The organism is Variovorax sp. RKNM96, assembly GCF_017161115.1.
Lineage (GTDB): Bacteria > Pseudomonadota > Gammaproteobacteria > Burkholderiales > Burkholderiaceae_C > Variovorax.
Map to the genome: position 1 here is coordinate 6,883,928 of NZ_CP046508.1, position 26,296 is coordinate 6,910,223.

The 26,296-nt window shown below is 69.1% G+C and carries 23 protein-coding genes; 7 read left to right on the top strand and 16 right to left on the bottom strand.

What is annotated here, in order from left to right; all coding sequences use genetic code 11:
• Positions 1-25 precede the first annotated feature (25 nt).
• The 4 genes from GNX71_RS32130 to GNX71_RS32145 all read right to left on the bottom strand — a co-directional run bounded on the left by GNX71_RS32130 (position 26) and on the right by GNX71_RS32145 (position 2,857).
• Positions 26-541 (bottom strand): RNA polymerase sigma factor, encoded by a 516-nt coding sequence (locus tag GNX71_RS32130; protein ID WP_206176131.1) that lies wholly within the window; start codon positions 539-541, stop codon positions 26-28.
• Positions 538-1,131 carry an STN domain-containing protein gene (locus GNX71_RS32135; RefSeq protein ID WP_206176132.1) on the bottom strand — a complete coding sequence of 198 codons (594 nt, stop codon included), beginning with the start codon at positions 1,129-1,131 and terminating at the stop codon, positions 538-540. Before GNX71_RS32135 ends, GNX71_RS32130 begins: the two co-directional genes overlap by 4 nt.
• Positions 1,132-1,469: 338 nt before the next feature.
• Positions 1,470-2,105, bottom strand: a complete 636-nt coding sequence (locus GNX71_RS32140; RefSeq protein ID WP_206176133.1) for a transposase — start codon at positions 2,103-2,105, stop codon at positions 1,470-1,472.
• Between the two features lie 293 nt (positions 2,106-2,398).
• Positions 2,399-2,857 (bottom strand): hypothetical protein, encoded by a 459-nt coding sequence (locus GNX71_RS32145; protein WP_206176134.1) that lies wholly within the window; start codon positions 2,855-2,857, stop codon positions 2,399-2,401.
• Positions 2,858-3,016: 159 nt separating this feature from the next.
• Here GNX71_RS32145 and GNX71_RS32150 point away from each other — a divergent pair, with 159 nt between their 5' ends.
• From GNX71_RS32150 to GNX71_RS32160, 3 genes are read left to right on the top strand one after another with little or no spacing between them, the layout of a single operon-like run.
• On the top strand, positions 3,017-3,502 hold the full coding sequence (locus GNX71_RS32150) for a prepilin-type N-terminal cleavage/methylation domain-containing protein (RefSeq protein ID WP_206176135.1): 486 nt from the start codon (positions 3,017-3,019) through the stop codon (positions 3,500-3,502).
• A gap of 29 nt (positions 3,503-3,531) precedes the next feature.
• Entirely contained in the window at positions 3,532-3,927 is a 396-nt protein-coding gene (gene gspI, locus GNX71_RS32155; RefSeq protein WP_206176136.1) for a type II secretion system minor pseudopilin GspI, read from the top strand.
• Positions 3,924-4,616 (top strand): prepilin-type N-terminal cleavage/methylation domain-containing protein, encoded by a 693-nt coding sequence (locus tag GNX71_RS32160; RefSeq protein WP_241027105.1) that lies wholly within the window; start codon positions 3,924-3,926, stop codon positions 4,614-4,616. The genes gspI and GNX71_RS32160 overlap by 4 nt, the downstream gene beginning before the upstream one ends.
• Before the next feature lie 160 nt (positions 4,617-4,776).
• Here GNX71_RS32160 and GNX71_RS32165 read toward each other — a convergent pair whose 3' ends face one another.
• Positions 4,777-6,030: a substrate-binding domain-containing protein gene (locus tag GNX71_RS32165; protein ID WP_206176137.1), complete on the bottom strand. Its 1,254-nt coding sequence runs from the start codon at positions 6,028-6,030 to the stop codon at positions 4,777-4,779.
• 157 nt (positions 6,031-6,187) lie between these two features.
• Between GNX71_RS32165 and GNX71_RS32170 the strand changes: the two genes are divergently transcribed.
• A complete protein-coding gene (locus GNX71_RS32170; RefSeq protein WP_206176138.1) occupies positions 6,188-6,511 on the top strand; it encodes a hypothetical protein in 324 nt (107 codons plus the stop codon).
• Between the two features lie 45 nt (positions 6,512-6,556).
• On the opposite strand, the gene gspF is transcribed toward GNX71_RS32170, so the two are convergent.
• The 8 genes from gspF to GNX71_RS32210 all read right to left on the bottom strand — a co-directional run bounded on the left by gspF (position 6,557) and on the right by GNX71_RS32210 (position 18,654).
• The gene (gspF, locus tag GNX71_RS32175; RefSeq protein WP_206176139.1) at positions 6,557-7,759 is read right to left on the bottom strand and encodes a type II secretion system inner membrane protein GspF; all 1,203 of its coding nucleotides are present in this window, start codon (positions 7,757-7,759) and stop codon (positions 6,557-6,559) included.
• 4 nt (positions 7,760-7,763) lie between these two features.
• On the bottom strand, positions 7,764-9,233 hold the full coding sequence (gene gspE, locus GNX71_RS32180) for a type II secretion system ATPase GspE (protein ID WP_206176140.1): 1,470 nt from the start codon (positions 9,231-9,233) through the stop codon (positions 7,764-7,766).
• The gene (gene gspD / locus GNX71_RS32185) at positions 9,230-12,013 is read right to left on the bottom strand and encodes a type II secretion system secretin GspD (RefSeq protein ID WP_241027106.1); all 2,784 of its coding nucleotides are present in this window, start codon (positions 12,011-12,013) and stop codon (positions 9,230-9,232) included. The genes gspE and gspD overlap by 4 nt, the downstream gene beginning before the upstream one ends.
• Positions 12,010-12,585 (bottom strand): type II secretion system protein GspM, encoded by a 576-nt coding sequence (gene gspM, locus GNX71_RS32190; protein ID WP_206176141.1) that lies wholly within the window; start codon positions 12,583-12,585, stop codon positions 12,010-12,012. Before gspM ends, gspD begins: the two co-directional genes overlap by 4 nt.
• The gene (gspL, locus tag GNX71_RS32195; protein WP_206176142.1) at positions 12,582-13,847 is read right to left on the bottom strand and encodes a type II secretion system protein GspL; all 1,266 of its coding nucleotides are present in this window, start codon (positions 13,845-13,847) and stop codon (positions 12,582-12,584) included. The genes gspM and gspL overlap by 4 nt, the downstream gene beginning before the upstream one ends.
• A gap of 1 nt (position 13,848) precedes the next feature.
• Positions 13,849-14,862 carry a type II secretion system minor pseudopilin GspK gene (gspK, locus tag GNX71_RS32200; protein WP_206176143.1) on the bottom strand — a complete coding sequence of 338 codons (1,014 nt, stop codon included), beginning with the start codon at positions 14,860-14,862 and terminating at the stop codon, positions 13,849-13,851.
• Between the two features lie 12 nt (positions 14,863-14,874).
• Entirely contained in the window at positions 14,875-15,327 is a 453-nt protein-coding gene (gene gspG / locus GNX71_RS32205; RefSeq protein ID WP_206176144.1) for a type II secretion system major pseudopilin GspG, read from the bottom strand.
• 282 nt (positions 15,328-15,609) lie between these two features.
• On the bottom strand, positions 15,610-18,654 hold the full coding sequence (locus tag GNX71_RS32210) for an autotransporter outer membrane beta-barrel domain-containing protein (RefSeq protein WP_241027107.1): 3,045 nt from the start codon (positions 18,652-18,654) through the stop codon (positions 15,610-15,612).
• Between the two features lie 333 nt (positions 18,655-18,987).
• Between GNX71_RS32210 and GNX71_RS32215 the strand changes: the two genes are divergently transcribed.
• Positions 18,988-19,620, top strand: a complete 633-nt coding sequence (locus GNX71_RS32215) for a LysE family translocator (protein WP_206176145.1) — start codon at positions 18,988-18,990, stop codon at positions 19,618-19,620.
• A gap of 6 nt (positions 19,621-19,626) precedes the next feature.
• Here GNX71_RS32215 and recG read toward each other — a convergent pair whose 3' ends face one another.
• From recG to GNX71_RS32230, 3 genes are read right to left on the bottom strand one after another with little or no spacing between them, the layout of a single operon-like run.
• Complete coding sequence (gene recG, locus GNX71_RS32220; protein WP_206176146.1) at positions 19,627-21,753, bottom strand: ATP-dependent DNA helicase RecG; 2,127 nt, start codon at positions 21,751-21,753, stop codon at positions 19,627-19,629.
• An 11-nt stretch (positions 21,754-21,764) separates the two neighbouring features.
• On the bottom strand, positions 21,765-23,261 hold the full coding sequence (locus GNX71_RS32225; protein WP_206176147.1) for a TIGR01777 family oxidoreductase: 1,497 nt from the start codon (positions 23,259-23,261) through the stop codon (positions 21,765-21,767).
• Entirely contained in the window at positions 23,258-23,929 is a 672-nt protein-coding gene (locus GNX71_RS32230) for a DUF4166 domain-containing protein (protein WP_206176148.1), read from the bottom strand. The genes GNX71_RS32225 and GNX71_RS32230 overlap by 4 nt, the downstream gene beginning before the upstream one ends.
• A 125-nt stretch (positions 23,930-24,054) precedes the next feature.
• Between GNX71_RS32230 and queA the strand changes: the two genes are divergently transcribed.
• Positions 24,055-25,098: a tRNA preQ1(34) S-adenosylmethionine ribosyltransferase-isomerase QueA gene (queA, locus tag GNX71_RS32235; protein WP_206176149.1), complete on the top strand. Its 1,044-nt coding sequence runs from the start codon at positions 24,055-24,057 to the stop codon at positions 25,096-25,098.
• Between the two features lie 8 nt (positions 25,099-25,106).
• A complete protein-coding gene (tgt, locus tag GNX71_RS32240; protein WP_206176150.1) occupies positions 25,107-26,279 on the top strand; it encodes a tRNA guanosine(34) transglycosylase Tgt in 1,173 nt (390 codons plus the stop codon).
• Positions 26,280-26,296: the final 17 nt, after the last annotated feature.

A 26,296-nucleotide genomic window follows, 5' to 3' on the forward strand; every position in this document is an offset into this window, starting at 1 on the left:
AATGCAGACCTGTCATGGAATCCTGCTAGCGCTCCCGCAACAGCCGCGCGGCGCAGTGTTCCTGCGCCGCCTTGAGCTCGCTTTCCACGGTGCGCAGGGAAATGCCGAGCCGCTTGGCAACGTCGCGCTGGGGCCAATGCTCCCAGCGCACGAGAAGCAATATCTCGCGGCGGCGCGCAGGCATCTCTTCGAACGCGGCCATCAGCGCATCCAGTTCCGAGCGCGCCTCGGCGATCTGCGCCGGTCCCGGGGCAGGGTCCGGAACGGCCTGCATCAGTTCCTGCACATCCTCGGCCGACAGCATGCGGCTCTGGCTGCGCCGGATGTCGATGGCAAGGTTGACGCCCATGCGCACCAGGTAGGCCTGCGGGTTCGCGATCGGGCCCGCCACGTGGCCGTCCCGGTGCAGGCGCAGCCAGGTCTCGTGCAGCACATCGCCCGCGAGTTCGGGGCTGCCCAGTTGAATGGAAAGACTGCGCTTGATCTGTTCGTAGCGCTGGACCAGCGCGCCGCGCAGCATCGGGAGCACGTTGTCGGTCACGGCGCGCCCTCCGTGGCGCAGGCACGACCCGCCACGCGGTCCCTCGGCAGGATCACGAGCGTCAGCGGCTGGCGCAACCCCGCGGGCGGTGGGTGCCCCATGTGCAGGCCGCTCAGTGCCGCAAGCATCGCCCCGTCGCGCCGCACGCTGCCCGTCGACTGGATCAGGCGCGGGCCGACCAGTTGCCCGTTGCTGTCGATGACCAGGCGCAGCGACGCACGGTAGCTGCCCGGCGCGGTTCGCGGATCGGCGCACAGCGCCTCCCAGATGCGGGCCTGGACCAGGCCGTCGTAACGACGGTCCAGCCCCGTCGCATGCAACGGTTCCGCCGCGCCGCCGGCCGACAGTTGCCTGAGCACGAACGAGCCCTTCAGCTGGAGATCGGAGTCATCCGCCACCAGGCCGGTACCGGCAAGGAGCGCCTCCAGCGCCACGCGCGGGACATAGCGCCCCTTGATGGCGGTCGATGTGCGGCCCGCCACCAGTGCGTCGCTGAAGAGAACCGTCTGGTCCGCGGTGACCGCGTAGCGTTCCAGCGCGAAGGACAGCGGCTGCGCGGGAACGTCGAAGTCGAAGGATTCCCCGCGCACCGGAGCGACTTCCGCACCCGGGCCATCGCTTGCCGACGCCAGGACCGGATCCATCGTCATCCCCAGCACGCAGGCGCAGAAAGTGGCGCGGCATATCACGTCGCAAGCGAAGCTGCGCACCGCATCCCGCCTGCTGCCGACCATGCCTTGCCGATGGCGCCCTGCACTCCGCGATCGCGACGCCGGACGAGGAGCAAGGAAACAATGGATTGCGTCGGCATAGCAATGAGCGCCCTATTTATCAGGGGATCATCCTTGTGCGAAATGGCACACATGTGACAGCAACCACGCAGGCCCTTCGAGGCGCGCGCGGCACCGGCCCGACCGTGGAACGCCTCCTATCCGGTCAACGCCTGCCCGCCGCGTTCGATCCGCGACTGGAAGGAAGCGCTGCTGCTGCGCGCCGATGCGCGCGCCAACTCGCCATGGTGCGAACGCAAGGTATGCAACAGGCCGTAGTTGATGCAGAACTCCTCGGTGTCCGCGGCCAGCAGCGCGCTGTTGTCCAGGCAGCGGCAGACGATGTCGATCGCATGGGGATCCGCGCTGATCATTCCGATGTCGCGGATGAAGGCCTGCGGCTCGGGCAAGGGCTCGGAGCGCAGCCTGTAGCCGACGAACCAACGCCACAGCATGTTGTAGCCCAGGCCTTCGCGCACGCGCTTGGCATCGGCCAGCGAATAGACGATCTGCAGCAGCCAGGCGCGCGTGATCACCCGTGCATCGACGCCGCTCGCGCACTGCAGCGTCAGCTCGCCCAGCACGGCGCCTTCGTAGGCCAGCGTGCTGTCGATCGCCTCGCGCAACGCCACCAGCGCATGGTCGTCGGGGACGAAGGACTTCAGGAAATCGACCTCCATCCACAACGGATGCGACACGATCCAGACCCACGGCACGCCATACCGTTCGATGGGCACGGGCTCCGTTCGAGCGACTTCCACGTGCCTGGACAGCTCCTTGTCCAGCGTCTGCATCGATACGCTCCTCGCTGAGCCAGCAAAGACGTTATCCCTCGGATTCTTCTTCACTCAACCTCCACATCTGTCCCGAACCGGGACGATCCACGAGCAGCAACGGGTTGCCGCCCGACCAAGATCCGCAACCGATCTCTTTCAGACGAGTACCGATCGCGGAATCCGCAGAAAAAATGCAGGAGCCTTCGGGGCTTCACGGATGAGCACGCACGAGAAGTGGGCGTACACGCCTGCGACAGAAGCCATGCGGCGTGTGCGCCGCATGGCGCGGCGCGCTGGCATCGACGGGCGGATCAGGGAACCCGCACGATCCCGGGCGGTCCGGGATCGGGCCGCGCGGGTGCGGCGATGCGCGTTGTCGCGCCCGCGCGTTCGATGGTGACCGCACCGGCATCGACGGCCACGAGGGTGACGTCGCGCATCAGGGTCTCCCCGGTCATGAATGCCTTGGGCGGCGCGCCGTTGACCTTCAGCACCGCCACCGCGCGATCGTCGCGGCGCATGAGTCCGACCACGGCCACATCCAGCCGCAATTGCCCCGGCCCCAGCCACGCGGCCACCGTTCGAGCGGCGGGATCGGCCTGCGCCGCCGGTGCGGCCGGCGCGGCTACCGGCACTGCCGCGGGGGTGTGGAGATTCGCGCCCCAGTACCCCAGGACGGCGACGACCGCGACAAGGCCCAGCGCATGCACCGTGCGCGCCGACAGTGCCGGCGATGCCGGTGCCAGACGCCAATTCCATGTTCGGGTCATCCTGCAACTCCTGCGATGTTCGTGCGCTGCATGTGCGCGAGAAACGCCAGTATGAGCAGATGAGTGTTGGCTGTTCATGTCAACGCCACATTCCGCGCCTACGATTTTCCCGAGCTGCCGCGGATCGACCCCGAACCGCATGGCGCGGCGATCCATTTCATGACATCCCTTCGCCGCAATCTCGGCTTCTCGCTGATCGAACTGATGGTCGTGCTGGTCATCATCGGCATCGCGACGGCCGCCATCGCCCTGCGCGTCGCGCCCGACCCGGCCGAACCGCTGCGGCTCGACGCGCGCGAGCTCGCGCTGCGGCTCACCACGGCGCAGCAGGAAGTGCGCATCGATGGACGGGTCATCACCTGGGAAGCGCGCGGCGACGGCTACCATTTCGTGCGCGGCACGTGGGTTCGCGCGCCCGGCAGCGTGGTCCCCACCGTCTCGACCGCCGGCGAACTGGACCGCTTCGTGCAGGACGATGCGCTGCGCCCGCGCCGATGGCGCAACGCGGTGGTGGAAGTCACGCCCGCGGCGCCCCTGCTGCTGACCTCCGAATGGATCGGCGCGCCCTGGACGCTCGAGTTGCACAACGGCCCGTACAAGGCCGTCATCCTGCGCGATGCGAGCGGCGGCTTCCAGGTGCGCTGAGAGATGAGCGCAGCGCCAAGGGTGCCCCCATGACTGCAGTGCCGGGCCGACCCAGGCAACCGTGCCGCTCGCGCGGCTTCACGCTGGTCGAGGTGCTGATCGCGCTGGCCATCATCAGCATCGCCCTGGCCGCCTTCGTGCGCATCACGAGCCAGAGCGCAACCAACCTGGGCGTGCTCGAGCAGCGATCGCTCGCGATGCTCTCCGCGCAGAACAGCCTGGCCGAACTGCAGATCAGCGCGCTGCCCGCCCCGGGACTGCGACAGTTCGCATGCCAGCAGGCCGACCAGCCCTTCGTCTGCCGGGTGCGCACGGTGCCCTCGGCAGACGGCATGAGCACTGTCGAGGTCGACGTCTACCTGGGCCGCGACAGCGACCAGCGCGTGGCCGGCCTGCAATCGCGGCTGCTCCGGAAGCGCCGGTGAAGAAGACCATGCCACGCGATCCGCGATGCCACCATGCGTCGGGCTTCACGCTCGTCGAAGCGCTGATCGCCATCGTGATCATGGCCGTGCTCAGCCTCATCGCGTGGCGCGGCCTGGACAGCATGAGCCGCGCCAACACGCAGATGCAGGCGCGCACCGAAGCCACCGCGCGGCTGATGCGCGTGCTGCAGCAGATCGAGCGCGATCTCACATGGCGCACCACGACCGAGCTTCCTTCCGCGGCCGACGATGCGCCATCCCAGGCCGATGCGCCTCCAGCGGCGGCGGCGCAGAAGCCGGTCCTTCCGGTCACGCTGCTGCCGGCGGGCATGGATGCCCGGCGTTCGAGCCAGACGCCGTTCCTGATCGAGCTGGTGCGCGCGGCGCCTGCCGCTCCGGGGCGCTGGCAGCGCGTGCAGTGGTGGCTTCAATCGGGCACGCTCTATCGCGCGGCCGGCCCCGCGGTGGCCGACTATCCATTGCCGCCGCCGCAGGCCGCCGACCGCGTCGCGGTGCTCGAGGGCATCGCCTCGTTCGATGTGCGTGCCTGGGAGCCCGACCAGGGCTGGCGTCCGCTGCCGGCGACCGCGCCTGCGCGCACCTCCGCTTCGGGGCTCGAGGTCACGCTCGGCGTACGCCCCGGCGCGGGGCCGGCGGTGCTGTATCGGCGGGTGATTCCGCTGAACTGATCTCCACTTCCCAACGGCAATCCGCGTCCTGTCGGCTCACCAATGGGAAATGCCAGGCAGGTGCATGCGCACCTGCCTGGCATCGGTCGATCCGGACCACCGGATCACGCGCCGCGAAGGGCGCGCGACCAGGCCGGGTCTCGCATCAGGACATCGGAACTTACGGACGGCCGATGGCGTTGCAGGCGGACGTGTTGCCGATCGCCAGGCTGTTCGTCGCGGTCAGGAAGGTGTCGTTGATCGCGGTGTTCCAGGCGGCGGGAAGCTTGACGAAGTGGTGAGCCGTGATCTTGGTGTCGTAGGTGCCGTTGTTCAGGTTCGTCAGGAACGCCTTCACAGCCGCACCGGCGGAACCCGTGCCCATGCCACCGACGTAGCACTGGCCGAGCAGCAGGTTGGTGGTGCCGTAGATCGGATAGGTCGTGGTGGGCAGCACGTAGGCCGGAACCCAGTTCAGCTGGTTGGCGCGCGCGATGACCGGCGGGGGCGACGGCAGGGCGGCCTGGATGGCAGCAGCCGTCGGCAGGAACGTGTTGATACGTGCCACCGAGGCGTTGGTGTTGCCGGTGTAGGTACCGTCGGGGCTCACATAGCCGAAGCGATGGTTGGAAGCGAGAGCGGTCGACACGCCGCCGCTGCCCGTGGCTGCAACCCACACGTCGGGGATGCCGTCGCCGTTGGCATCTTCCGCGGCGGTCAGGGTCGGCAGCGCGCTGGCAACGACCGTCTTGAAGTCGTTGGAGAAAGTGAACGACTTGCCGGCCGGCAGGAACGAGCCGCAGGCAGCCTTCAGGAAGTTGGCGAGCAGTTCGGTCGTGCCGCTGGTCTCGGCGCGGAAGACCACCTGGATCGGGGTCGCGCTGCCCACGGCGCCGTCGTCCGCCACGGTGGACACCTGGCTCCAGTTGCGAGCGGTGCTGTCGAACGAGAAGATCTTGCAGATTTCCTGGTTGGTGAGGTTCAGCTTGGTGATGCCGGTTTCCTTGTAGGGCAGCAGAACCGGGGTGGCGACGGCCGGGATCTGGATCAGCGCGCCGTAGGGCGTCTTGCCGACGGGGTTCGCGGCAGCGTTGTACGCGGTGAGTTCAGCCGACGTCAGGGCCGAATCGCTGCCGACGATGTGAACGGTCTGCGTGGTGGGCCATGCCGTGCCGGTCGCGTCCTTGAAAGGCGAAGCCGGGGTGGCTTGCGGGTTGTTGGCCAGGAACGCCTTCTTGCCGGCGCCGCTGCCGGTGCCGGTGTAGCTCCAGGTGCCCGTGATGGGGCCGCTGGTGAACACCTCTTGGTACAGCGGCTGCGGCAGCGTGGCGCCGCCGCTGACGATCGTCTGTGCCGATGCGGCACCGGCCATGGCCATCAGGCCCACTGCAACCATCGCGGACAGCGTCTTGAGTTGGAAGTTCACGGATTTCATGCGTTGCTCCTAAGCAAATTGAGAAAATTGAAATAACCCGAACGAATTGACAGAGATCCCTGGGCATTGCGGTTGCTCCGCCCGTCCCCCTACTGGGTAGACATATCGCCATTGGCTCGGCGACGAATCAAGTTTGGTGAATCGGAGTGACGCGGCGTTGAACAAGAATCCCCAGTTCGAACGGCAACGCTCCCGAGATTTCGACGCGACTCGACAGTCGGTGGCGTCCATTGGCAGCGGCTCCATACGGGCCGACACCGCATCGGGAATCGAGCGAAAACCTTCGGTCTTCCTCTCCAGCCTTGGCGCATCACGTCGGGAAGATCGCAACGGCACGGTGACTTGTCACGGATCCGGCATCCGCGCCCGATGCACCAAGCTCCCGAACATTCAAAACTTGCACGGGAGAATGTTCTTTTTGTCGCATCTCGACGTTTTTCGATCCTTCGATAACGTGCGTCATCTCTTTGGAAAAACATAGAACGCAAGTTCTCAACGAGGCCTTGCGTCGCACGCCGCGGCGCGCTCACTTCACCATCTGGTTGATTTCCATGATCGGCAGCAGCACCGCGAGCACGATCAGCATCACCACGCCGCCCATGCCCAGGATCATCAGAGGCTCGAGCAGTGCCGTCAGCCGCGTGGCGCGGCGCTCGAGGTCGCGCGAGAGATTCGCGGCGGCGCGGTCGAGCATGGGCGCGAGCGCGCCGGTCTTCTCGCCGCTTGCGACCAGGTGGATGAGGTTCGACGGAAAGACCTTCTGCACGCGCAGCGCCGAAGCAAGCGGTGCGCCTTCCCGCACGCGCGCACTGGTGTCGGCCGCGCATGCCTTGAGCCGGTCGTTGCCCATCGTCTGGCGCGCCGCGTCGAGCGCCCGCAGCAGCGGCACGCCGGCGTCCATCAGGATGGCCAACGTGGAAGCGAAGCGCGCGGTGTTCACGCCCAGCACGTACCTCCCGATCATGGGAAGGTGCAGCACGGCGCGGTGCCAGCGAAGGCGCACCGCATCGTCACGCAGTGATCCGCGCCACAGGGCGAAGGCGCCGCCGAGCACGAGCGCGGTCAACCAGCCCCACTCGCGCACATAGCCGCTCGATGCGAGCATGACCCGCGTGAGCATGGGCAGCTCCTGGCGCGCCTGCGAGAAGGCGCTGACCACCTGCGGCACCACGTAGCCGAGCAGGAAGATCACGATGCACACCGACACGAAAGCCACCACCGCGGGATAGATGAAGGCAGTGAGCATCTTGCTGCGCAGGTGATCCCGGCCCTCGAGGTAGTCCGCCAGCCGCTCCATCACGCGCGCGAGGTCGCCCGAGTCCTCGCCGGCGCTCACCAGCGCGCGATAGATCTCGGGGAAGTCGCGCGGCCGCTCGCCCAGCGCGTCGGCCAGGCGCATGCCGCCGCGCACGTGGGTGCACACGGCCGTCAGCGCCTCGGCCACGACCTTCTGCTCCGCCTGCTCGATGGTGGCCATGAGGGCGGATTCGAGCGGCAGGCGCGCGCCCAGGAGGCTCGCGAGCTCGCGCGTGGCCCAGCACAGGTCGGTGGCACTGAGCCTGGGACCGAACCAGGCGGTCCCGCCGCCGGCCGCGGTTTCATGCACGCCCAGCGCCGTCAGGCCGCGTTCGCGCAGCTGCAGCCGCACCGCACGCGGCGATTCGGCGTCCATCACGCCCGCCTGGACCTGGCCGTTCGCATTGGCCGCCTCGAAGTGGAATCGTGGCATCGCGCTATCCGTCGTCGCGCGTCACGCGCAGGATTTCTTCGGTGGTGCTGGTGCCCGCGGCGACCCAGCGCTGCCCGTCCTCGCGCATGCTGCGCATGCCGCGCGCACGCGCCACCTCGCGCATCGCGTGTTCGTTGCCGCCGTCGTGGATGATCTTGCGGATCTCGTCGTCGATGACGAAGAGCTCATGGATGCCGGTGCGCCCCTTGAAGCCCGATTGGCTGCAGTGCGGGCAGCCCACGGGCACCCAGCGCGTCGTGCCGTCGGCTTGCGTCTCGGCGCGCTTGCACTGTGGACAGAGGCACCGCACCAGCCGTTGCGCGAGCACGCCCAGCAACGACGACGACAGCAGGAAGGGCTCGATCCCCATGTCGGTCAATCGCGTGACCGCGGAGATCGCATCGTTGGTGTGCAGCGAGGCGAGCACGCCGTGGCCGGTGAGCGAGGACTGCACGGCGATCTGCGCGGTTTCCAGGTCGCGGATCTCGCCGATCATGATGTTGTCGGGGTCCTGGCGCAGCGCGGCGCGCAGGGCCGCGCCGAAGGTCATGCCGATCTTGGCGTGCACCGGGATCTGGTTGACGCCGGGCAGGTCGTATTCGACCGGGTCTTCCACCGAGAGGATGTTGCTCACGCTCTTGTCGAGTTGGCCGAGCGCGGCATAGAGCGTGGTGGTCTTGCCGCTGCCGGTCGGCCCGGTCACGAGCACGATGCCGTGCGGCTGGCGGATCAGCCGCGTGAACGCTTGCAGCGTGTCGTGCGCAAGGCCCAGCCGTTGCAGCTGCAGCCGGCCGGCGTCCTTCTCGAGCAGCCGCAGCACCGCGCGTTCGCCGTGCACGGTGGGCACGGTGGACACGCGCACATCGATGGGCCGGCCGCCCACGCGCAGCGTGATGCGCCCGTCCTGCGGGATGCGCTTCTCCGCGATGTCGAGCTGCGACATGATCTTGATGCGCGAGATCAGCGCCGCATGCAGCTCCTTGCGCGGCGAGACCACGTCGCGCAGCGTGCCGTCCACGCGATAGCGCACGACGGAATGGGTCTCGAACGCCTCGAAGTGCACGTCGCTCGCACCATCGCGCGCGGCCTGCGTGAGCAGCGCGTTGATCATGCGGATGACGGGCGCGTCGTCCTGCGCGTCGAGCAGATCGGTCACCGCCGGCATGTCCTGCATCAGCCGTTCGAGGTCGACCTCCGACTCGGCCGCGCCGACCACCGCGGCGGCGCTGCCCGTCTCGGCATAGCCGGCGGACAACAGCGCGTCGAGTTCCGGCTCGGACACTTCGCACCAGGCATGGACGCCGGTCTGGCGCCCCGCCTCGGCGACCGCCCAGCCCGGCGTGCCCGCGCCGAAGGCCAGCACCATGCCCTCCTGCGCGCCGTCGGCATTGCCGATCCCGCACACCACGACGCGCTGCGCGCGCGCCCACGCATGCGGCAGGGTCGGCAAGGGCAGCAGCTGCGCGGCGCTCATGGCGCCACCACGATCTCCGGGCGATAGCCCAGTTCGCGCAGCACGCCGGTGGCGGTGTCGACCGCGCGCGCATCGCGGGGCAGGTCCACCCGCACCGCATAGCCGACGCCGCCCGGCCCGATCACGATGTACGCGGGCATGCCGCTGATGCGCACGCGCTTGGCGACGCGCACCGCGTCCTGCTCCTGCGACACGTCGGCCACCTGCAGCACGCTGCGGTTGTTCTCGGGCGTGGCGTACAGCACGGCGGGGTCGCTGGTCACGCCGAGGTTGGACGGAAGCTGCGAACGGATCTCGGGCTCCTTCGGCCCGCCCTGCACGGGCCGTTCGCGCACCTCCCGCGAGGTCTGCGCGGAGGGCGGCGCCTGCTCGCGGGTGCGGCTCCACTGCTCGGGCCGCAGGTCCACCTTGGCCCGCTCGCCCGCCACCGGCACGTCGGCCGGGGGCAGGATCGGCGCGGGCATGTCGGGCAGGAGGATGTGCTTGCCCGGCTGCACGCGGCTTTGCTGCGTGCGCATGAAGTTGTAGCGGTCCTGGGTCAGGCCGCGGCCGGCGTTCGCGTCGCGGATCACGTAGGGCCGCAGGAAGACCATCAGGTTCGTCTTCGTGCGCTGCCGCTTGTCGTAGCGGAACAGGTTGCCCAGCACCGGGATGTTCCCCAGGCCCGGCACCGATTCCGAGGTGTGGGTGACGCTGTCTTCCAGCAGCCCGCCGAGCACCATGATCTGGCCGTCGTCGAGCAGCACGCTGGTGTCGAGCGCCCGCTTGTTGGTCACGATGCCCGCCACGCCGGAGTTCTGGTCGTCGATGCTGGAGACCTCCTGGTAGATGTCGAGCTTGACCGTGCCGCCCTCGGAGATCTGGGGCCGGATCTTCAGCTGCAGGCCGATGTCCTCGCGCGTCACGGTCTGGAAGGGGTTGTCCGATCCGCCGCCGCCCGGAGTGATGTACTGGCCCGAGACGAAGGGCACGGTCTTGCCGACGATGATCGAGGCGGCCTCGTTGTCCAGCGTGAGGATGTTCGGCGTCGACAGGATGTTGGTGCCGCCCTTGGTCTGCAGGGCGCGCGCCAGCAGGTTGAGGTTGAGGATCTGGCCGCCGCCCGGCAGCGTGGTGGTGCCGTCGACGATGCCCAGGTTGAGCCCCGACGGCAGGAGGTCGATGGTGTTGTTCGCCGCGGTGTTCAGGCCCGCGCCGCCGCCGAGGTTGGCGCCGCCGATGAAGCGCCCGTTGTTGCGCATCCACTGGATGCCCAGCTGCGCCGCGTCCTGCTCGGTCACCTCGACGATCAGGCTCTCGACCAGCACCTGCGCGCGCCGCTGGTCGAGCAGGTCGATCACGCGCCGGACGCTGCGGTACATCGGCTCGGGCGCCGCGATGATGAGCGTGTTGGTGGTGGCGTCGGCCTGCACCGTCACCCCGTTCGCCGAGAAAGCCGAGCCCACGCCCCCGCTGCCGGGAATGCCCTGCTGCGAGCCGCCGGCACCGCCGCCGAAACGGCTGCCGCCCCCGGTGCTGCCGCTCGAGGCGCGCGTGCCGGAGCCCGAGGTCGAGGTGGCCGAGCCCGACGATGAAGACGTCGCCGTCCGGCCCGCGCTGCCCGCTGCGCCCGTGCCTCCCGCGCCGCTCGACATGCCGCCCGCACCGAGCGCGGCGCGCGCGCCGTCGCCGCTGCCGAGCGCGGTGCCGCCCGAGTCGCCGCTGAGCAGGCCCCGGAGCACGCCCGACAGGTAGGTCGCCTGCGCATTGCGCAGGTACACCACGTGAAGGTTGCCGGGATCGTCCTGGGAGTTGTCGAGCTTGACGATCAGGTCGCGCGCCAGCGAGGTGCGCGCGGGGCTGCTCGATCGGATGATCACGCTGTTGGAGCGCGGATCGGCCAGCACCACGATGTCGCGCCGCGTCTCGTTGCCGCCGCCTTGCAGCAGTTCGTTGGCGAGCCCCGCGATGTCGACCGCCACGCCGTTGTAGACCTTGACCACGTCGGTATCGAGCGAGGTCGGCGTGTCGATGCTCTCGACGATGCGCGCGATGCGCTCCAGGTTGTCGATGTAGTCGGTGATGACCAGCGTGTTGTTGGCCGCATAGGCGGCGATGCTGCTCTCGGGCGCCATCATCGGCTTGATCACCGCCACCATCGCCTCGGCGTTCTCGTAGGCCAGCCGGAAGGTGCGCGTGGCGATGCCGCCGCCCGGCGCCCGCGCATTGACGGCGCCGCCCTGCAGCTTCGCATCGGCGACCGGCACGACGCGGCTCACGTTGCCGACGTCCACGATCGTGAAGCCGCGCATGCGCAGCGCCGACCCCAGCATCTCGTAGGCCGTCTTCGAGGGAACCTCGCCGTCGGAGACCAGCGTGATCTGGCCCTTGACGCGCGGGTCCATCACGAAGTTGCGGCCGAGGACGCGCGACAGCGCCGAAACCACGGACTGGATGTCGGCATCGACGAAGTTCAGCACCGACCTGTCCGCCGCGCCGGCGGCGGCCGGCCCCTGCGCCGAGGCGGCGCCCGTGCCGCCTGTTCCGCGTGCGTCTTTCGCCAGCGGCCGCACGACGCGCCCCGCGGTGCCCGCCGATGCGGGCGGCGAAGCCGCGGCGGACGGCTGTGCGGCAGGCTGCGCCCTTGCCGCGCCCTCGGCGGCCGGGCCGGAACTCGGCACGTAGGTGCCCTCCCGGAACAGCGGCTCCTCCCCCGAGGGCGCGGTGGCGCAACTCGCCAGCAGCAGGCTGCCCATCAGCGCACAGCATCTTCCCGTTCGACCCGCGATGGCTCGCATCATGTTCCGTTCCCTGGTTGTTCCTGCACCGCGACCGTCGCGCTGGCGCGCAAGCGGTTCTTCGGCTCCGACGAAGCGGCGTCATCCGACCGCTGCAACGTCACCTGTCGCACCGCCATGCCCAGGGATGCCGGCGCGTCGAGCAGCCAGGCCATCACCCGCGAGACATCCTCGGTGCGCTCGAATTCGATCTGCCACGTGGCGCCGGCCTCGCGCAGCTGGTAGCCGCCGGCGAGACCCGCCGCGTCCAGGCTCGCCCGCAGCCGGGCCGCGGGCGGACCGGATGCGCTCCGGGCGGCCGCGCCGGGACCGCCGGCATCCGCCAGCACGTCCTTCAGCGCCGCGGCCTGCGAACGCAGCCGGGGCAGCTCGTTGCCCCAGTACTGCAGCGTGTCCAGCGCGGGCTTCGTCAGCAGCAGCCAGACGGCGGCCATCGCCACGACGGCGACCATCGCCGCGATCTGCTTGCGTTCGCGCCCCGACAGGTTGCGCCACCGGTCCTGCGCCTGCACGAGCAGCGGCTGCACACGGGCGCGAAGACGTGTCGCTCTGCTTTGCCACGGTGTGGCGCTCATGGCAGCGCTCCGGGCGCCTGCGGCACGGCGGCACCCGCCGGTGCGGCGCCGGACGCCTTGTTGTCGCCGCCGCCGGCAACCTGCACGCGCAGGCCCCCGGCTTCGGACTGGATCGCCAGGCCGTTCGCCTCTGCGCGTGCCTGCAGCGATTTCAGGTCTTCCGCGTTGAGCACGACGCCTTCGCGCCATCGGACGCGCAGCTGCCCCTCCTCGAAGTCCAGGCCCTGCACCTGCCCCTCGGCCTGCGTGAGCACCACGGCCGAGGCACGCACGAGCGCGGCGAAATCCGACGACACCACGGTGGTGCCGGCGCCCGCTCCAGCACGGCGCGCATCGCGCAGTTGCCGCGCCTGCTGCAGCGAATTGAGGACCACCGACACATCCGGAAAGGCGGCCTTGACCTGCGCGGCCATCTGGCGCGTCAATGCCTGGCCCTCGGCCGCCACCCGCGACGCCTGGAGATTGAGGCCCAGCAGCCACACCGCGGCCGTCGCGACGGTCCAGCCGATGACCGGGCGCAGCCAGCGCAGGTCGGCGCCGCCGGCCGAGTGCCTGTCCATCGGCAGCGTCCAGTTCCACCCGGTGCCCGTGAACGGCGCCGGGAGCTGTTCGTCCAGTCCGGCATCCCCGGCGTGATCCGCCTGCAGCCAGTGCAGCCGCAGCGATGCGGGCAGCAGCGGCTGCAGCCGCGCCTGGGCCGCCGCCGCATCCCCACGCCCCGCGGGCAGCGGATGCACGATGCCGTCGTCGTCGCCGGTCCGCACGACCGCCCAGTCGTCGATGAAGATCGCGCCTGCCGCACCTTCGGGCCACGTTCCGCGCGACGGGTCGGGCAGGAAGGCCGGCGGCGGGAACACCGCGTGCACGGGAAGGCCATGCTGCCGCAGCGCCTGCAGGCACGCTGCGAGAAGTTCGGCGCTCATCCAGGCCACGGGCACGGTGCCGTCTTCGCCGCGCGGACCGAAGCCCACCGCGAGGTTCTTCGGCGAAGTCAGCGCGAGCAGTTCGACCGCGCCGAGCACCGCGACGCGCAGCCGCGCGGCGGGCAAGGGCGGCAGCTCGATCTTCGTCATCGACACGTCGGCCGGATGCGGGCAGACCTCCACGCGCCGGGCCTGGCAGCGCGCCGCGACCGCCTCGAGGCGGTCGAACACCCCGCGCTCCCACGTTCCGCCAGGCAGGCGCCAGGCGCATTGCACGGGCGACACGCCGATGTTTCGCGCGGGCGGCAGCACCAGCCGCAGGAGATCGGCGCGCGTCATGTCAAGCGCCTTCCCGCAGCCAGATCACCTGGGGCAGGGCTTCCTTGTCGTCGTGCAGCAGCGCCTGCATCAGGAGCGTGGTGTGCGGCGTCTCCAGTGCGCTGGAGACCCGGAACCACTGGCTCACGATGCCGATGAGGACCGTGCTCTCCTCGAGCTCCGGCAACTGCAGCCGGTTCACGAAGTCGCCGCGGTTGATGAACCACTGGCCGTTGTCGCGCGCCTGGAGCACGGCGCGCGCACGGTCGAGCGACAGGCCGGGCACCCACGCGGCCAGCACCTCGGCCCTCGCGGTGTTGGCGTTGATCCAGGTGCGCTGCGGCAGCACGGTGACGAACGGGCGCAGGCGCGCGACGCTGTCGGCGTTCACGCCGGGCGTGGCGAGCAGGTCGTCGACCGTGCGCAGGCGCGGCGCCTGCTCGCGCGCGGGCAGGCCGGCCAGGCCGAGCTGCTGTTCCGCTTCCTGCCGCGCCTTGATCTCCGAGGGGTCGTCGGTGGCGTCGGTGCGCGGCTCCGCCTCGACCAGGCTCACGGCCACCCGGCGGGCGATGCGCCCGGCCTGGTCGGGCGGCACACCCACCATCGCGCACAACCGCAGGAACGCGCCGCTCTCAGCCGGATCGACGCGCCCCGCGTTCACGATGTTGCGCAAGTTGAATCGGGATTGCTCGTCGACGATCTCGGTGAAGGCGCGCGCGGGCGCACCCTCCACCTGGCCGAGGACCTGGCCGGCGACCGGCAGGCTCCAGAGCCCGTCCAGCCGGGTGGTGGGTTCACGCAGCGCCTCCGCCCGAAGCAGCAGCTGTGCCCGGCCGATCTCGCCGCGCAGCAGCCAGTAGGCCTGCGCGCGCGTCTGCTCCGACTGCGCCGAGCGAATGGCGGCGGTCTGCCTGGCGAGCAGGGCCGATGCGAGCACCGCGATCACCGCGACGACCAGCAGCATGCTCACCACGGCCATGCCGCGCCGGCCACGGGATCGCTTCTGCAGGCCGGGCTGCACTCGAATGCGCCCCATCATCGAACGCACCTAGAGCTGCCAGGAACCGATGTCGGCGTTGGCCTTCTCCCCGCCCGGCTCTCCGTCGGCACCGAGCGAGAACACGTCGATCTCGCCGTTGGTGCCGGGGTTGAGGTATTGGTATGCCTTGCCCCAGGGATCGGTGGGCAGGCGTTCGAGGTAGCTGCGCCAGTTCGGCGGCGCCTTGCCCGCGGTCGGCTTCTCGACCAGCGCGCGGATGCCCTGGGCGGCGCTGGGGTACTCGCCGTTGTCGAGCCGGTACAGCTTGAGCGCCTGCATGAGCGCGCCCACGTCCTGGCGTGCGGCAATGGCACGCGCCTGATCGGGCCGGTTCATCAGGTTCGGAACGATCAAGGCCGCGAGAACGCCCATGATGACCAGCACCACCATCAGCTCGATGAGCGTGAAGCCATGCTGCGGCCGCGGTCGCGGATGCTTCTTGCCGAAAAATCCTGCGACCATGATCTTCACTCCACATCGATGCCGTTTTCAGACATCGATGATGACGAGCGCGCGTGTCAGTCTCGTGGAAAAAGCTCGGGAGGATTCGCGCGCTTCAGGGCCGATGCGAGTGCTTTATCGCTCTCCGGACGCCGACTTCTCCCGAGTCCGATCGGGTCTCGGCATGGAAGGCGTGGTGCCTGGAATTCCGGTCACGCGCGAACGACTACTTTTTGCTGCCCGGGCGTGCAGGCATCGCGTCATGTCCGCCGTGCCGATCCTTGCCTGCGGTGTCCCGCCGCCTCACCACTTCACGCGCATCCCCAGGCTGGCATTGATGCCGCTCTTCACCCGTGCATCGCCGCCCGAGGCGAACAGCTTGCCCACTTCCGCGTACAGGCTGGTCCGCTCGCCGATGGCCAGTGTGGCGCCGCCCGCGAGCTCGGTGCTGGTGCCGCCGGTGCGCGTGCCGATGTCGGTCCAGCCCGCGGGTCCGATGAAGCGCGCCTCGTCCGTGCCGCTGGAGGTGCGGTAGACGTTCAGCCGCGCATACGGCTGCAGCACGCCTGCCCCGGTGGCGATCTGCCCCTTGACCCGCACGCCCGCGCGAACCGTCCAGCCGCTGTCGGTGTCCTGCGCGACGCGGGCGCCGAAGAGCGTCACGTCGTCGAGGTTCACGCGCTGGTGCACCAGTTGAAGTTGCGGCTCGATCTTCCAGTCACTGCCGAGCGCGAAGCTCTGGCCCACCTCCAATGACAGCAGCGTGCTCTTGCCTTTGCCGGAAGCAGATGGCGAGCTGTCGAAGGAACCTGTCGTGTAGCGGTGGCGTCCGCCCTGCAGCACCGCATCGGCGTAGAAGCCCGCGTCGCTCGTGAAGTTGCCATACAGGCCGAGGTAGTCGCTGCGCAGGTCGTTGCTGCCGACGGCAAGGTCGAACACGCCGCGTGCAAAACCGCGCGTACGGGCATCGCCTTCGAGCCGGCCGACGTACACGCCGGCGCGCCAGTTGCGGTCGGCCCACAGGTCGGTGCCGGCCTGCAGGCCCGTGAGGCGTCCCTCGCTCCTCGGGCTCACGGTGCCTTGCTGGCTGATATTGATGTTCGTGCTGATGACGCGGCCCCAGGCGCTGCGCAACGGAGCGCCGGCCTCGTCACCCGCATCGTTGCGGCCGGTCCGGGCGTCGTCGTCGCCCATGCGCACGCGCGAGCTGCCCAGCATGGCGAGGTTGCCCTGGCGCAGTTGCTCGGGCAGCGCGGCGAGCATCGGGACTTCGGTGCGGTAGGTGGGCAGCTGCGATCCCGGGAACGGCGCCGTCGAACGCAGGTACCAGTTTTCACCTGCGCCATTGACGTCGGCCGCATGCAGCCGGTACTCGTAGGCGCCCGCGTCCACATGGCCGCCCGCCAGGGCGAAGGCGTCCTTGGTGGTTTGCGCCGTCGTCGTCGCGCCATTGATCGCGCTGATGAGTTCGACACCGTTGCCGATGGTCATGGCGCCGAGGCTGCCGAAGTTGGCGATCTGCACCGACGTGCGGCCGCTGGCGCTCGCACCCGCGCCATCAAGGATGAGCCGGTCGCTCGCGGGGCTGCCGATTCCGGGGACGATGCCCAGACGCAGTGTGCCGTTGTTGCCCACATAGGCGCCGGTGACGGTGAGCGTCGTTCCCGGCGCTGCGCCCACCAGCGACACCACGCCGCTGTTCGCAAGCGACGGCAGCTTCTGGCTGAAGCCGGCAAGGTCGAGCGTGCCGCCCGCGCCTACGCTGTGCGCCGATGCGCCGCTGAAGGCGTTGACCGCCCCCGCCTTGAGCGTGCCGCCGTTGACCGCGGTGCTGCCCGTGTAGCTGTTCTGCCCGCTCAGGGTCAGCGTGCCGGCGCCGAGTTTCTCGAGGCTGCCCGCATAGACCCGCGTGCTGCGCGCCGCCTCGCGTGCCACGCCGGTCGCGTATTCGCTGCGGTCCGCATCGCTCGCGCCGCCGGGCAGGCCCGCGGTCCAGCCGCGCGTCTGCCTGGTCGTTTCCCAGGCGGCAGCCTCGGCGGCGTCTTCCGCGCGGCGTGCACGGATCGCGACATCGGAGATGTCGTTCGACCAGGTGTCGTTCTGCCCCTGCGTGTTGACCGCGAACGGCCCGATGAACTGGCCCGGCCCGTTCATCGCGCGCCGCAGGCTCGGCGTGCCCCAGCCGTTGACCACGTCGGGCACCTTCACCTGCTGGCCCGCCTCGGGGTTGGCTATCGTGCCGGTGCCGGTCGCATCGACGATCGTCGCGTTCTGCGTCGCGGTGGTCTTCAGCACGGTGAGCACCTGCTCGTTGGTCATGTAGCTGAAGCGCTCCATGATCAGCGCGAGCGCGCCCGAGGCATGCGGCGCGGCCATCGATGTGCCCGACAAGGATGCATAGCCGCCGGCCAGCACCGTGCCGTTGATCTGGTAGCCTGGCGCCGTGACGCAGGTCCACTTCGCCACGCCGCACTTGTTGTAGCGCTGCGTGCCCGGCACGTTGACGGAGCCGTCGGCATTGAAGGTCTGCCCGATGTTGCTCAGCGCGGAGACGGCAAGCCAGTTCTTTTCGAGCTCGGGGTTGAAGTACGGCGCGCCCGCCCGCGGGCTGGGGTTGAGCCAGCCGCCGTTGCCCGCGCTGAACACCATCAGCGTGCCCGTCTTCGCGGCATCGAACGCGCCCTGGATCCAGGTGTTGTTGGCCACGTAGTAGCCGTTGGCGGTGTGCAGCTGCGCGAGGGTGTTGTACTGCTCGCCTGTCGGCGGACTGCCCCAGCTCGTGCTGATGATGCGCACGCCCTGCGCGTTCGCCGCGCGGTAGGCATCGGCGATGTGCTGGTTGTCGACCGTGATGACCGCCGAATCGCCGGGCAGCGGCCGGCCGAAGTTGGCGCCGTCCGTCTTGGCCGTGTTGGCCACGAAGAGGTCGGCATTGAAGGCCACGCCGTGCATGTTCTCGACAGCAGCGCCGCCATCGCGGCTCGCGGCGATGGTGCCGCCGACGTGCGTGCCGTGGCGGTCGTTGTACGCGCCGTTGTAGGCGCCGGGAATCGCGCCCACCGGCACGCCGTGATAGCGCGAGACCGGGAACTCGGGGTGCGAGGCGTCGTAGCCGGAATCGACTTCACCGATCTTGATGCCCGCGCCGCTCACGCCTGCGGCGTAGGCGTACTCGGTGCCCATCGCGATCAGGCCCCAGTCGCGCATGAATTCGGCGGTGCGCCAGCTGGCCGGCGCGCCGATCATTCCCGGGTCCCCGGCATAGGTCTGGAGGGCCCATGCGGGGTGCGATGCGAGGCCGGCGATGGCCATGGCGAACGCGAGTCTGTTCATCCTCTTGGAAGTCATTGCGACTTTCCTCCGTGCAGTGTGTTGTTGGAATATTCAGCGTGCGAACCACTTCCGGAACGCGTGCGGGACACGTGCAAAAACGTGTGCAAGACGCGGACCAGTAGCGAAAAAGTCTGAAGAAAAATGCAGCGCTGCGCAGCCATCGAAAGCCGCGCGGAAAAGCATCGCGGCGCAGTCTAGAAAACAAGTCGCGCAACAAGAACCCCGCGTAAACACCGTGGCGCTAATGCAGCGTTGTTGCATCTGCAGGCTTTCGTCGTACACATCCGCAGGGCTGCGGATAATGGCGAACCTTCGTCATCGCAGTTATCTACGTAGCAGGATGCAACTATGAGCCTCTCCACCTACCTGTTGTTTCTTCCGGCCTGCTTTGCCATCAACATGGCCTTCGGCCCCAACAACCTGCTGTCGGTCACCAACGGTGCGCGGCACGGCGTGTCGCCCGCGGTGATTGCGGCCAGCGGTCGCCTCGTGGCCTTCGCGCTCATGATTGCCGTCGCGGGCCTGGGCATGGGCGCGGTGCTGGTGGCGTCAGAGCTGGCCTTCGATGTCATCAAGTACATCGGCGCGGCCTACCTGGTGTGGATCGGCATCCGCCTGTTGCGCGCACCGGCGCCGACAGCCGATGTGCAGGCGCGCGATGCGGCCGCGCCGCCTTCGCTGCGCGCGTTGGCGCGGCAGGAGTTCACCGTGGCGGCCGGCAACCCGAAGGCCATCCTGGTGTTCACCGCGTTCTTCCCGCAGTTCGTGGTGCCCGGCGCCTACGCCTCCAGCTATGTGCTGCTGGGCGCGACCTTCCTGGTGTTCGAACTGGTCGCGATCGCGCTCTACGCGATGTTGGGTGCGCGCATGCGCCGGCTCGCAAACGGCAGCCGCGCGATGCGCTGGTTCAACAAGGTGAGCGGCAGCATGATGGTCGGCTTCGGATTGATCCTCGCCTTCACCCGCCGCCCCGCGGCGTAAGGCCGCTCAAGCCTTCAGGTATTCGGCCTTGGTGCCGAGCCAGCGGTCGATGTGGCGCTGGGCCAGTTCGGCGTGCTTCTGAAGCATTACCGGTGCGAGTTCGCGGGCCCAGTCGAGCAACAGCGTGTCGGTGGTGAGGTCGGCGAAGCGCAGCAGCGGCGCACCCGACTGGCGCGCGCCGAGGAATTCGCCAGGGCCGCGGATCTCCAGGTCGCGCCGCGCGATCTCGAAGCCATCGCCAGTCTCTGCCATCGCCTTGAGCCGCGCGCGCGCCGCCTCGCCCACGCGGCCGCTGTCGCCCGGTGCATAGAGCAGCACGCAGGCCGAGGCCGCCGCGCCGCGCCCCACACGCCCGCGCAGCTGGTGCAGCTGCGAGAGCCCGAAGCGCTCCGCATGCTCGATCACCATCAGCGAAGCGTTCGGCACATCGACGCCCACTTCGATCACCGTCGTGCTCACCAGCACCTGGATTTCGTTGGCGGTGAAGGCCGCCATCACCGCCTGCTTCTCGGTCGTCGGCATGCGCGAATGCAGCAGGCCGACGCGGATGGCTTCGCCGAGCGTTTCGGCGAGCTCGTCGCGCGTCTCGGTGGCGTTGCGCAGGTCGACCGCCTCGCTCTCCTCGATCAGCGGGCACACCCAGTAGACCTGCCGGCCCTGAGAAATCTGCGCCTGGATGCGGTCGATGACCTCGTCGCGCCGGTGGTCGGCCACCAGCTTGGTGACGATGGGCGTGCGGCCCGGCGGTAGCTCGTCGAGCGTGGAGACGTCCAGGTCGGCGTAGTAGCTCATCGCGAGCGTGCGCGGGATCGGCGTGGCGCTCATCATCAGCAGATGCGGCTCGAGATGGCCGCCGGCCTTGCCGCGCAATGCGAGCCGCTGCGCCACGCCGAAGCGATGCTGCTCGTCGATGATCGCGAGCGCGAGGTTCTTGAAGCGCACCTTCTCCGAGATGACCGCGTGCGTGCCGATGACCAGCGCGGCCTCGCCGCTCTCGACCGCGGCCGACATGGCATCGCGCTCCTTTTTCTTCTGGCTGCCCGTGAGCCAGGCCACGCGCAGGCCGCGCTCCGCCAGCAGCGGATCGAGCCAGCCCACGAGCTTGCCGAAGTGCTGCGCCGCGAGGATTTCGGTCGGCGCCATCAGCGCGCACTGGAAGCCCGCGTCGATGGCGCGCGCCGCCGCGAGCGCCGCCACCACGGTCTTGCCCGAGCCGACGTCGCCCTGCAGCAGCCGGTGCATCGGGATCTCGCGGCCGAGGTCGCGCGTGATTTCCTCGCCCACGCGCTGCTGCGCACCGGTCAGGCCGAAGGGCAGCACGGCGAGCAGTTGCGCATGCAGCGAAGTCGCCACGGGCACCGGCGGTGAAGGCAGCAACGGCGCACGCTGGGCCGCGCGCTCCAGCCGGGCCTGCAGTTGCGAGAGCTGTTGCGCGAGCAGTTCCTCGGCCTTGATGCGCTGCCAGGCCGGGTGGCTGTGGTCTTCGAGCGTCGCCATCGCCACGTCGGGCGTCGGGTAGTGCAGGAAGGTGAGCGAGCTGCGCAGGTCCCACGCGCCGCGCAGGCCGATCTGCACCGGAATCGTCTCGTCGAGCACCGCGCGCGCCAGGCCCGAGCGCACCTCGCGCCGCAGCACCGGCTGCGCGAGGCCGGCGACGGTCGAATAGACCGGCGTGAGCGCCTCCGGCAGCGAAGTGCCCGCGGCCTTGACCGTGGGATGCATGATCTGCCGCCCCACGAAGCCGCCGCGCATCTCGCCCCGCACGCGCACCCGCGCGCCGACCGCGAGCTGCTTCTGCTGCGAGGGATAGAAGTTGAAGAAGCGCAGCTGGCAGGTGTCGCTGCCGTCGTCGATGGTGGCGATCAGCTGGCGGCGCGGGCGGTACACCACCTCGCACTCGGTGACCACGCCTTCGACCTGCGCCATGTCGCCATCGCGCGTGTCGGCGAGTTTCACGATGCGGGTCTCGTCCTCGTAGCGCATCGGGAGATAGAGCGCGAAGTCGATGTCGCGCACGAGGCCGAGCTTGCGCAGGGCACGCTGCACGAGGCTCAGGCCCGAGCCGGGAGGCTGCGGCGGCGACGGCGCGGTGGCGGCGTCTGCGGACGTGGAGGGGGCTTTCTTGGCGGGCACGGGCAAGACTTCTATCGCGGCCGGCAAAGGTCCGTCAAGGCATCGCGGGCCTCGGGAAACGCGAAACGGAATCCCGTCTGCAGCAACCGGGCGGGCACCACGCGCTGGCCTTCGAGCAGGAGGTCGGCCTGTTCACCCAGCAAGAGCTTGACGGGCGCGGCGGGCGTTGGCATCCAGAAAGGCCGGCGCATCACGCTGGCGGCCACGCGGGTGAATTCTTCCTGGCTGAGTGCGCCGGGAGCGGTGAAGTTGAAGGCCTGCGCGGTCGCGGGGCCGCCGGTTCCCGCCTGCTCGGCAGCACGCCACACATGCGCCATGGCACGGATGACGTCGTGTACGTGCACCCACGACAGCCACTGCCGCCCGCTCCCCAGCCGGCCGCCCATGCCCAACGCCACGGGCAGCAGCAGTTGCGGCAACGAGCCCTGGTGGCCGAGCACGAATCCGAAGCGCATGCAGGCCACGTGAACGCCATGCACCGTCGCGGCCTGCGCCGCCTGCTCCCACCGCTGGCACAGCGTCGACATGAAGATGTCCTGCGGCGGCGCGTCTTCGGCCAGTTCGGTGGCATCGCCTTGCGGCTGCACGCCGTAGTAGCCAATGGCCGAGCCCGACAGCAACAGCCAGGGCTTGCGCGGGCGGGTGGCGATCCATGCGACCAGCGTGCGGGTGAGCCCTTCCCGGCTTTGCAGCAGCTGCTGTTGACGCCGTTCGCTCCAGCGCTGCCCGAGGATGCGCGCACCTGCGAGGTTGATGACCACATCGCACGGGTCGGTCTCGGGAATCTGGTCGAGCCGCTGCACGCAGCGCACCGCGCCACCGAAGCTCCATGCGGCCGAGCGCGCGTCGCGCGTCCAGACCGTCACGGCATGGCCGTCGGCCAGCAGGTGGCGCACGAGGATCTGACCGATGAAGCCGGTGCCGCCGGTCACCAGCACGCGCTGCGGCCGCGTGCCGAAATGCACCGGCGCCTCGGCGGCTCGCGTCTCTTCCTGCGCCGTGCGTCGGAACAACGCACGTGCCGCGAGCCCGTCGCGCAGCCCGGAGATACCGACACCCACGCCGCACAGCGCGAGAAAGGCGCCCAGCCAGCCTTGCGGCTGCCACACCAGCGCCGTCGGCTGCGCCGCCCAGTCCACCGCATTCATCGCCAGCAGCGCAATGAATGCGCCGGCGTTGATGGCCAGCACCGTGTGCGTGACGCGCTCTGTCGGGGGCAGCAGGCGGCTGCCGTCTTCGACCACGAAGTCCCACAGCGTGAGCACGATCTCCACGCCGAACACCGCGAGCAGCACCCACGCCCACACGCCATGCCAGGCCCACGACGACAGCCCGATGAACATCGCGCAGTAGATCGACGAGCGCACCGCATGGATCGCCAGCTCGCGCCGCGCCGTGTTGCGCTGCGCGAGCGCCTCGGTGCCCTCGTGGTGATAGAGCGTGTCGAACGCGCCCATCAGCCCCTGCGCGGCCATGAGCTGCAGCGCCAGCAGGTGCGTGTCGATCATGCGGCGGCCGCCCCCGGGTCGGCCACTTCCTCGAACACGCCGACCTGCGTGAAGGTCGTGCCCATGAGCCAGTGCCGGATCTCGATGCGGATGTTGAAGCGCTCGGGCGTTTCGTTGTAGTGCCAGAGAAAGGTCTTGCCGGGCGTGAAGACGCCGGGCAGCGGAATGCGCCAGCCGAACACGTCCCAGAAATAGCCGTCGCTCTGGAAATGCAGGCTGCCGTTCTCCACGCTCAGCACCAGCTTCATGCCCAGGCCCATGCCCACGTACTCCAGCACTTCTCCGCGCGCGCTCTCGCGCATGAAGCTGGTGAACTGGATCGGCTTGCGGCCGTGCAGGCGATAGATGCGCTGCTTGTAGATGGCCGGGTCGTCGGGCTTGGCGTAGACCTGGATCTCGACCGGGAAGTTCGTGTCGCTGTAGGGAATCAGCGCGCCCTGGATCAGCGGCTGCGTCAGGTACCCCAGCAGCTTGCCGAAGCGCGAGCAGCGCAGCTCGCTCAGCGCGCCCAGGTAATGCAGCGCCTTGCCCGGCGAGGGGTTCTTGTCGAACCGCCGGCGGATGTCCGGGTGCAGGCCCTGCCAGGCGCTTCCGAGGATCTTCTTGAAGAGCTCGCCTTCGGAGGGAGGAGGTGCCAGCGGGACACGCGCGACGGATGAATCGACCATCCGTCGATTCTGCCTCGGCAACCTCGCGCCGGGCCCCGGATTCCGGGCATGGGACAATCGCCCCTTCCCCCGGTTTCCTTTCTTCCATGCCTCCTTGGCACGGGCCCGTCCGGCCCTCAAGCACCATGCGCGCCTTCACGCTCTCCGATTTCGATTTCGACCTGCCACCCGAACTGGTGGCGCAACACCCGGCCTCCGAACGCACCTCCTCCCGTCTCCTCGATGGCACGGGAGACGCACCGGCCGACCGCATCTTCAAGGACCTGCCCTCGCTGCTGCGCGAGGGCGACCTCCTGGTCTTCAACGACACGCGCGTGGTCAAGGCGCGCCTCTTCGGCGAGAAGCCGACCGGTGGCAAGCTCGAGCTGCTGGTCGAGCGCGTGCTGCAGGGCCAGGAGGTCGTGGCGCACATGAAGGTGAGCAAGAAGCCGCCCGTGGGCACCACGCTGGAGATGGTCGGCGGCTTTCGCGCCACGCTGCTGGGCCGCTGGCCCGAGGAAGACGGCGCGCTGTTCCGCTTCGCCTTCGAGAGCGACACGGGCGAGAACCCCTACATGCTGATGGAGCGCTGCGGCCACGTGCCGCTGCCGCCCTACATCACCCACACCGACTCGGCCGACGACGAGAGCCGCTACCAGACCGTGTTCGCGCGCGTGCCCGGCGCGGTGGCCGCGCCGACCGCCGCGCTGCATTTCGACGAAGGCCTGCTGGCCGCGCTCGAAGCGCGCGGCGTGCAACGCGCGAACGTCACGCTGCACGTGGGCGCCGGCACCTTCCAGCCGGTGAAGACCGAGAACATCGCCGAGCACACGATGCACGCCGAGCGCTACGAGATACCCGAGGCCACGCAGCGCGCGATTGCCGAGTGCAAGGCACGCGGGGGCCGGGTCGTTGCCGTGGGCACGACCACCGTGCGCACGCTCGAGTCGTGGGCCAGGAGCGGCGAAGCGACGGGCGACACGCGCATCTTCATCACGCCGGGCTTCGCCTTCGCGCATGTCGACGTGCTGGTCACCAACTTCCATTTGCCCAAGAGCACGCTGATGATGCTGGTCTCGGCCTTCGCAGGCTACGAGCGGGTGATGGCGCTGTACGCCCATGCCATCGCGAACCACTACCGCTTCTTCAGCTATGGCGACGCCATGCTGCTGGCACGACAAAAAGATTGAAGCCGACCATGCTGAACTTCGAACTCCTCAAGACCGACCCCGACAGCCACGCGCGCCGCGCCACACTCACGCTCAACCACGGCAAGGTGCAGACGCCGATCTTCATGCCCGTGGGCACCTACGGCACCGTCAAGGGCGTGATGCCGCGCAGCCTCGAAGAGATGGGCGCGCAGATCATCCTGGGCAACACCTTCCACCTCTGGATGCGCCCGGGCCTCGATGTGATGCAGAGCTTCGGCGGGCTGCACCAGTTCGAGAAGTGGAACAAGCCCATCCTCACCGACTCGGGCGGTTTCCAGGTGTGGTCGCTGGGCGCGATGCGCAAGATCAGCGAAGAGGGCGTGAAATTCGCCTCGCCCGTCAACGGCGACAAGCTGTTCCTCACGCCCGAGGTCTCGATGCAGATCCAGACCACGCTGAACAGCGACATCGTGATGCAGTTCGACGAGTGCACGCCCTACGACACCAAGGGCCACATCACGACCGAGGCCGAGGCGCGCATCTCGATGGAGCTGAGCCTGCGCTGGGCCAAGCGTTGCCAGAGCGAATTCGCGCGGCTGGAGAACCCGAACGCGCTCTTTGGCATCGTGCAGGGCGGCATGTTCGAGAACCTGCGCGAGGAGTCGCTCGCCGCGCTGGTCGACATGGACTTTCCCGGCTACGCCATCGGCGGCGTGAGCGTGGGCGAGCCCAAGGAGGAGATGCTGCACATCATGGGCCACACGCCGCACCGGCTGCCCGCGAACAAGCCGCGCTACCTGATGGGCGTGGGCACGCCCGAGGACCTGGTGCAGGGCGTGGCCGACGGCGTGGACATGTTCGACTGCGTGATGCCCACGCGCAATGCGCGCAACGGCACGATGTTCACCCGCTTCGGCGACCTGAAGATGCGCAACGCCCGCCACAAGAGCGACCCGCAGCCGGTGGACCCGAGCTGCACCTGCCATGCCTGCGCCGGCACGTCGGGCGTGTCGTGGAACGACGGCGGACGCGAAGGCTTCAGCCGCGCCTACCTGCATCACCTGGACCGCTGCGGCGAAATGCTCGGGCCGATGCTGTGCACCATCCACAACCTGCATTACTACCTGAACCTGATGAGCGAGATTCGCGCGGCGCTCGACGCGGGCACGTTCACGGAATTCCGCGCACGGTTCAAGGCCGAGCGCGCGCGCGGCGTCTAGCCGGTCGCCTCTCCGCG